A 7,352-nucleotide genomic window follows, 5' to 3' on the forward strand; every position below is an offset into this window, starting at 1 on the left:
AGTAATGCGGTGAGTGCGTTCACCGCGCGGGTGCGCTCAGCGGCGAGTCCATCGCGGGCAGTCAGGAGGATTTGCGCTGCTGCCCGCACGCCCTCATCCTGCCGCGGGGTGCGGAGTTGATTGACCGGTAAGGACAGCACAGCGGCGGCGATCCGACGTGCGTCGAGGGGGTCGGACTTCCCAATGCCGCGCCGGCCCGTCCGGCCCATGCGTGCGGCCTCAACAACACGGTAGCCGGTGTCCGCTACGTTGCGGGCCAGCTGGGCGCCGTAGCTCCCGGCTCCCTCGATCACCCAGAGCGCATCGGTGACGCCGCCAGAGCGACGCCCGGCCCAGTTAATTGCGCGGGATCGACCAGCGGCGGTATTGGGGAACGTTTCGGTTCCGAGGTGCTGACCTGCCGCCGTGAGGACAGCGTAGGGCATCACCGGGCTGGGACCCAATGACTACATCGCGGAAATGGCCGACAGTATTGGCGCGGAGCACATCGGGCTGATTCTGCATCCGGCGAACATCACGTCCGGCGATCTGCAGGAGTGCTACACCGCTGGTGCTCGTCTGGTGCGGATGTGCCTCTCCGTCACCGACCCGGACCCAGGGCTGCGATATGTGAGTGAAGCAAGGGAAATGGGCTTCACCGTTTGTGTGAACTTCACCCGAGCAAGCCGCCTCGACGCGCGCTCCCTCGTCGACCTGTCGAGTCGCAGCGCGGAGTCGGGCGCGAATGCGATCTACCTCGCCGATTCCAACGGCAGCATGCAACCGGGCGAGGTATCCCGCAGGGTCACGCTGGTCCAGGAAGTGAGCGGCCTCGACGTGGGCTTTCACGCCCACAACAATCTGGGCCTTGCACTCGCGAATTCTCTCGCGGCCGCACACGCTGGCGCCGCATGGATGGACTCCTCAATCCTGGGGATGGGAAAGGGCTCGGGGAACCTGATTTCAGAACAGTGGATCGCCCATTTGGAACGCCACCATACCGACCCGGGAGCCTTCGACCTGGGAGCGCTGCTCGACCTGTCCGCGCACCTGCGTGATTCGGTACCGGAGTCGACTCCGGTTCTGCCGCACACCGATCTGCTCCTCGGCCGGTTTGATCTGTCGGTCGAACACAGCGCCCGGGTATCCGCCGACCGCCGATCCCAGGTTCATGTGGCGCGCGAACTGGGCCGGGTGGCGGCCGCATGAGCGGGCGCAAAGCGATTGCCTTCGGCCCGGTTCAGCCCACCTGGGACGAGGGGGCATTCTTTGCCCCGGTCACCGAGCGGCTCCGGTCTCGCGGCATCACGGTGCAGTTGATTGACACCCTTGCCCTGATCGACACGTCGATGACCGTCCAGGATCTCGCCGCACGGTGGTTCACGCGACTCGGACACACGGGAAGAGTCGATCTACTTTGTGGCAACGCCCTCGGCGGGGCGGTGGCCCAGGCCTACGCGGCCCACCTAGATGTGCCGGTGCCTGTTCTGTCCGTCTCCGGTCCGGGGCAGAGCGATCCTGTTCTCGCCGAACGTCTGGGCGAAATCGCCGATCTCGCCGATCGGGGCCGGCTCGACGCGGCACTTGCTCTGTTGCAGCGACGCATCGCCCCCCGCGGCTCCCGGGGCTCCGATCGACCACGGACGACCGTCCCAGCCGTCTCGGCAGAGTCCGACGACCCCATCGCGGCCCGCCGGATCACGCTCGGGTTGAGGATGCTCTGCGATCTTGATCTGTCCGGCCTGCTCTCTGACTACGCCGCGCCTATCACCACCGTTGTCGGATCCGACTCCCAGCTGGTGACCGAGCAACACGCATCGACTACGCCGCAGTCCCAAACGATCATCTTCGAGGGAGCCGGGATGCGACCGCACCATGACCGCCCAGAACTCCTGGACTCGGTCGTGACCACACTGATCAAAGAAATGGAAACCGCACCATGGAAATAGCTGTGCTTCCCAGGCAGCGGCCGCGGTGGAGTCCAGATGGCTCTTGACAACCACCCAGCCGGATGCGGCACTGTATCGTCGACCTGCCTGCACCACGGAATGACGCCGCTTCGTGACATCTGAGCCCGCGTGATAATGCACGTCGATCAGGCGACTCGCGAGCTCGCGACCCGGCGCGATCATGCGGGTGTGGGGTCCGCAACGTCCCACGGCCGGTCGTAGCGGAAGCGACGACGCGCCTCATCAAGTCGAAGCCCCGATGCGGCCGCTGCCTGGGAAGCGCGTCAGGAGGGGTTGCCGGTGTCCGGTGCGGTCGTGCTGAATTCGCTCGCCGGTGGTGTCGACCATCGCGTCGTTCAGCGCGCCAATTTCGCCCACGGCGACGACAGCCCGGCACGACTGGTCGTGTACTTACCCACTCTCACCCCGCACGCCCACGTGTCGGCGCTGTCGGGCGAACCGTTTCACCCGCGGTTCCGCCGAGAGGACTGGTCCGACGCCCGCGTGACAGATGACTCCGGTCGTCTTCGGCCGGAAGTAGTAGACGTCCTGCGCTGCGCCCGCGACCTCGACCTCGTTGTGGCGACCGGACACTGCCGGCGAGAGGAAGCGCTCTCCATCGTCGATGCAGCCGCGGACATCGGTCTCGAGCGAATCCTCCTGACCCATGCCGCCCATCCCCTCTCCGGGTTCTCTGAACCGGATATTGCCCTGTTGTCCACCGCTGGTCACGTCTGGGTGGAAATCACGGCGCTGACCGTGCTGATGGGCCATCGCGGCCTCGACCATCTCGCCAGGCTAGCCGCCTCGCATCCCCGGGTTGTGTTGTCTTCCGACCTCGGTCAGGTGACACAACCCGACGTTTCGGAGGCCTGGGCGATGATCGATCGTTGGTTGTTCGACCTCGCTGTCGATCGAGAAGCCGTGGCCGTGGCGAATCCTGAGCGCCTCCTCGCCGGGAACTGACCGGCTATGTCGTGTCGGTGACGTGGCCGAGCAACGAGGCGTATCGGGTTCCGGTGACTGCCGCGAAGGCAAGGGACTCGGTGATGGCAGGACCGGCCAGCGGCCGCCACTGTATGTTCGGGTAGTCCCGGAACGTGCTCCGTGGACACACGGCGACGGTATCGTCCGGCGCATTGTGGAGGGTCTGAATGGTCAGCTCGGGGCGGTGAATGTCACCGCTTTCAAGCATCGGGTCCCAGCCCCGATGACGGAACGCGGTCAGCAGCGCACGGGAAGCTTCCTGGTCGTTAAAGGGGTCTCCCCAGAGCAGCCGTTGACCGCGAAGGTCGGCCCATCTCACGATGTCGGACCGGCCGAGAGGGTGCCCGGTGGCCATCACCACTCCCATGTCCTCGACGCTGAACGGCACGATGGTCAGACTCGGATCCGTCAGCGGCATCCGGACAATACCTAAGTCGATGTCCCCGACTCGGAGCAAGGCACCCTGATTGCTCGAGGCGATCGACTTCAACTGAAACCGGGGCATCGCGCACGGCCTGCCCTCGGAGAGGATCGACTGTCGGATCATTTCGGAGACGTCCGAAAGCGTCGCGTAGGGAATGCCGCCACAGATCCCGATTGTTATTGCGCTGCGGTGCGGCGAGGCGGCTGCCATCGCCGCCCGAATCTCGTGCGGGATGTGTTCCACTCCCTTGAGAAACGCCAACCCGGCCGAGGTTATCTCCACCCCGCGGGGCTTGCGATTAAACAGGCAGAACCCGACCCGCCGCTCCAGCCGGATAATCTGCTGGCTCAGGCTCGGCTGCGACACGTTTAGCTCGGTCGCGGCGGCAGACACCGACCCGCAGCGTGCCACGGCCAGAAAGTATCGAATGTGACGGATGTCTACGTCATCGAGAGTGCTAATGGGTTCCAGCAGGTCAGCACCCGCGGGTGAAGCCGCCTGTACAGGCATCGAAACAGCAACCGACATATTTGATCTCCCGCTTTGTTCGTACAGCGGGCAGAGCATCCGATCGTCTGCCCGGTGGCCAGGGGCCAAGGCGCGACGGTGCACCACTCGATGTGTCAATTCCAGAGGATCATCTCCGAAGTTGACGGACTCAACGTACCACTAGTACGGATTAAATCGTACAGGTTCGACTTTATTCGCTATGTGCTAAGTTCGATGAAACTCGTACATGATCGGAGGCCCATGAACGCCACTCAGCACGACGAACGCACACCGTCCCCAATCCAGGAATCCCGTCCGATCACGCCGCCAGCCCCGACCATGCCCGCGCACCCCAACGTGCCGATGCTCCTCGCCGCGTCTCTCGTGACTGCAGTCTTCGCGCTGTCGAACTCGCCAACGCCCCTCTACGTGCGCTGGCAGGCTCAACTCGGGTTTTCCGATGGGACCTTGACGCTCGTCTTCGCGGCGTACATCGCAGGGCTGTTGCTGACGCTCCTGGTGGCCGGTCAACTCGCCGACAGACTGGGGCGTAAGCCCGTGCTCATCCCTGGCCTGATCTTGGCGATTGCCGCCTGCGTCCTGTTTGCCATGGCCGACTCCGTGCTCGTGATCGGCGTCGCCCGCTTCCTCACTGGGATATCCGTCGGTGTCATCGTGTCCGCGGGAATGGCCGCGGTGGTCGATCTGGGCACCTCGGAGCGGAAGAGACAAGCGTCACTCGCGGCATCCGTCGCAATGGTTCTCGGCGCGGGTCTTGGCCCGCTTCTGGCAGGCATCTACGCGCAGCTGCTGCCGAACCCGGTCGTTCCGCTCTTCGCTACCGAGCTCGTTGTGCTCACGGCCGCCCTCGTCGTAGCGCTCGCCCTGCCGCTCAAGCTGCATCACGTGCGAGCGGGCGGCCCTGAGGCACGCCGCTGGCGACTGCCCGGAGTTCCCGCCGAGTACCGGATGCACCTCGTACTCGGCATCATCGTGTTCGCGCCCGGAATCACCGCAACCTCGTTTGTGCTATCGCTGGGGCCGTCGGTGCTGTCGATCCTGCTCGGCATCGAGAGCCCGCTGGTCGCCGGCAGCATGGCATGCGCCATGTTCCTTGCCGCGACCGGCGTGCAGTTCGCGGTCGCACGGCTCTCCATTCGCACGATCTTCATGCTCGGTGCGTCGGCCACGATGCTCTCCATGGGAACGCTGGTTATCGCCGTCACGTCATCATTGCCGGTATTCCTCGTGGCAGCTGCCGTTCTCGCCGGCGCCGGACAGGGGCTTGGGCAACTCGGCGGCCTCACTCTGATCGGTACCAAGGTGCCGGGCGCCCACCGCGCGGAGGCGAATTCGGTGCTGAGCATCGGGGGCTATATCCCGGCCGGGATCATTCCCGTCGCGACGGGTTTCCTCGTCGACGGCATCGGTCTGGGGGCTGGTACTGCAGTGTTCGCCGCCGTGCTGGCTGCGGCTGCGATGGCGGCATTTGTCTTTGTGGCCGGGCGACTGGCGCGAGGCTAGGGTTGCGCCGACCGGGCGACGAGCAAGTCGAGCAAGCCAGGGAAGCGAGCGTCGAGATCCTCGATGCGTACCCGGCTGCGCCGCTCCAGCCCGTATTGGCGCTGTCGGATTAGCCCGGCCTCACGAAGCGCCTTGAAGTGGTGAGTGAGCGAGGACTTGGGGCGACTGAAGCCGAACCAGCCGCACGCGTGATCGTACTGCTCGGACTCCAAAAGTAGTTTCTGGATGATGGTCAGCCGCAGCGGCTGTGACAGGGCGCCAAAGATCGCTTCGAGGGCGATGTCGTCACGTGACGGCTCCGGTAGAGGATGCGGCAAGACCCCCGGTGCGTCAACGGTGTTTGTCCGGAAGCTGGCTGTCATTACCATGGCCGCAGCCTACCAGAAGTACGAAGAAACTCGAACATATCGCTGCACTATCGACCAGGAAGCACAGCCATGAATACCCTTGTTATCGTCGCCCATCCGACGCTGTCAACGTCCACAATCAACGCGGCATGGGTCGCGGCCCTGCGAGCCAGCGGCCGGGTCACCGTTCATCTTCTCTATGAGGAGTACGCCGACGGGCTGATCGACGTAGTGAAGGAACAGCGGTTGCTCGACCAACACGATCGAATCATTCTGCAGTTCCCATTCCAGTGGTACAGTGCGCCCGCTCTGCTGAAGTCCTGGCTGGATGAGGTCCTGGAGCGGGGCTGGGCCTACGGGCCGGGCGGCATTGCCCTGCAGGGCAAAGAGCTCGGGGTGGCCGTGTCGACTTGGTCGACACGTGCCGACTATGAGACCCATGGGACCTATGGTCGCACGCTCTCCGAGCTCACCAGCCCTTTCGAGGTCACCGCGAAAAGGGTCGGCATGGGCTACCTCCCTGGGTTCTTCCTCACCGGTGCCGGCCACGTCACCAGCGAAGGCCTCGCCGACAACTCTGCCCGTTACGTGGAGCATGTCACGGCGGGCGCTGACGGCTGATCGCTGCTACCGACGCAATTGGGGGCCTGACCAGTAGTGGAACAGTGGTTGGCGCTACGCAAACGTATCGGCCAGCAAGCCGATCCTCGTCAGAAGCCAACTCGGTCCCGAAAGCTCTTAGCGTGGTATTGATTCCGTTTCGTGAGCTGACCCCATATAGGCCAACAGCATGATTGATTATCCCGTTCACGCAGAAACCCATGCGTCAGCGTGGGTTTCCCGAATTGGCGCTCCGGGAACTATTTCATCCCTGCTACCAACTACGACACTAGCACCGCGATTGCTCGGGCTGGTAGAAAATTCTTAGCCTCCGCGGTGCCTGAACATCTACGGTGCTTCTCGGTGGTCGGGGTGGGTTGTCGCGGCGTTGCACCGCCTAGCCATTATCGAGGCTCATCAGCACGGCAGCACGGCAGCCCGGAGTCGAGTTACTCAATCGTGCGCCAGATTGTTCAGGCGCTGAAGGCTGCCGCTGGTGTGCTGCAGTCTGTGCTTGCTCGAGAGTTTGGGATCAGCCGGGAAACCGTCTATGTCTACCTCCGCGCGGGGACTGAGCTGGCTATCGACGATTTGGTGCGGTTTAGAGCTGGATTCCTGCTGTGTCGGTCAGTTCGACCCAGCGCGTTCGACGGTCGGTGCTTTCTCGGATAGCGGGGGCCGGGGCGTAGACGTCTGTTTTGGATAGAACGGTCAGGTTGAGCTCGGTGCGGTCGATGATGTCGACGATGGAGACTTGGTAGGTGCGGTACGGGCCGAGCGCCGGGGGATTACCGTACATGGGGGCTGGAGCATGGCCTGTGTCGCGGTCGATGTCTTCTAGCTGTGGGCTTTGGTCGAGGACGAATCCGGCGGCGTGAAGAGCGGTGGAGTCTTCCGTGGTTGTTGTCCATGCTGCGATCTTCCAGAACGCTTGTGGGATCTTCACGCCCCGGCCTGTGTCTCTGCCCCGAGTTTAAGGGGCGATGCCTTGATATGGCGAGAGCGTCTTCCAGACGTCTGCCTCGGAACTGGAGGGCACCTTATCGGCGAGGG

The 7,352-nt window shown here is 63.9% G+C and carries 8 protein-coding genes and 2 pseudogenes; 5 read left to right on the forward strand and 5 right to left on the reverse strand.

Annotated features, from left to right (window positions below; all coding sequences use genetic code 11):
* A partial coding sequence (locus BMW72_RS17860) for an IS110 family transposase (protein ID WP_139175935.1) occupies positions 1-425 on the reverse strand: 425 nt, incomplete at its 3' end.
* Positions 426-459: 34 nt separating this feature from the next.
* Between BMW72_RS17860 and BMW72_RS17865 the strand changes: the two genes are divergently transcribed.
* Positions 460-1,188 carry a beta/alpha barrel domain-containing protein gene (locus tag BMW72_RS17865; RefSeq protein WP_092113013.1) on the forward strand — a complete coding sequence of 243 codons (729 nt, stop codon included), beginning with the start codon at positions 460-462 and terminating at the stop codon, positions 1,186-1,188.
* Positions 1,185-1,928 (forward strand): alpha/beta fold hydrolase, encoded by a 744-nt coding sequence (locus BMW72_RS17870; protein ID WP_092113016.1) that lies wholly within the window; start codon positions 1,185-1,187, stop codon positions 1,926-1,928. Before BMW72_RS17865 ends, BMW72_RS17870 begins: the two co-directional genes overlap by 4 nt.
* 12 nt (positions 1,929-1,940) lie before the next feature.
* Here BMW72_RS17870 and BMW72_RS19775 read toward each other — a convergent pair.
* Positions 1,941-2,111 (reverse strand): annotated as a pseudogene (locus tag BMW72_RS19775) (DUF6282 family protein); the annotation flags it as partial.
* A gap of 90 nt (positions 2,112-2,201) precedes the next feature.
* Here BMW72_RS19775 and BMW72_RS17875 point away from each other — a divergent pair.
* A pseudogene (locus tag BMW72_RS17875) lies at positions 2,202-2,894 on the forward strand (DUF6282 family protein); the annotation flags it as partial.
* A gap of 4 nt (positions 2,895-2,898) precedes the next feature.
* Here the strand turns inward: BMW72_RS17875 and BMW72_RS17880 are convergent.
* Positions 2,899-3,906, reverse strand: coding sequence for a LysR family transcriptional regulator (locus BMW72_RS17880; protein WP_341864747.1), 1,008 nt, complete (start codon positions 3,904-3,906; stop codon positions 2,899-2,901).
* Between the two features lie 183 nt (positions 3,907-4,089).
* On the opposite strand from BMW72_RS17880, the gene BMW72_RS17885 reads away from it, so the two are divergent.
* The gene (locus BMW72_RS17885; RefSeq protein ID WP_198416306.1) at positions 4,090-5,352 is read left to right on the forward strand and encodes an MFS transporter; all 1,263 of its coding nucleotides are present in this window, start codon (positions 4,090-4,092) and stop codon (positions 5,350-5,352) included.
* Here BMW72_RS17885 and BMW72_RS17890 read toward each other — a convergent pair.
* Complete coding sequence (locus tag BMW72_RS17890) at positions 5,349-5,720, reverse strand: ArsR/SmtB family transcription factor (protein WP_241983770.1); 372 nt, start codon at positions 5,718-5,720, stop codon at positions 5,349-5,351. The genes BMW72_RS17885 and BMW72_RS17890 overlap by 4 nt on opposite strands.
* Positions 5,721-5,789: 69 nt before the next feature.
* On the opposite strand from BMW72_RS17890, the gene BMW72_RS17895 reads away from it, so the two are divergent.
* Positions 5,790-6,320: an NAD(P)H-dependent oxidoreductase gene (locus BMW72_RS17895; protein ID WP_092113024.1), complete on the forward strand. Its 531-nt coding sequence runs from the start codon at positions 5,790-5,792 to the stop codon at positions 6,318-6,320.
* Positions 6,321-6,900: 580 nt separating this feature from the next.
* Here BMW72_RS17895 and BMW72_RS18560 read toward each other — a convergent pair.
* A complete protein-coding gene (locus BMW72_RS18560; RefSeq protein ID WP_134450292.1) occupies positions 6,901-7,245 on the reverse strand; it encodes a DNA/RNA non-specific endonuclease in 345 nt (114 codons plus the stop codon).
* Positions 7,246-7,352: the final 107 nt, after the last annotated feature.

Origin of the sequence: Cryobacterium luteum, from assembly GCF_900110125.1 — a bacterium.
In the GTDB taxonomy this organism is placed as follows: domain Bacteria; phylum Actinomycetota; class Actinomycetes; order Actinomycetales; family Microbacteriaceae; genus Cryobacterium; species Cryobacterium luteum.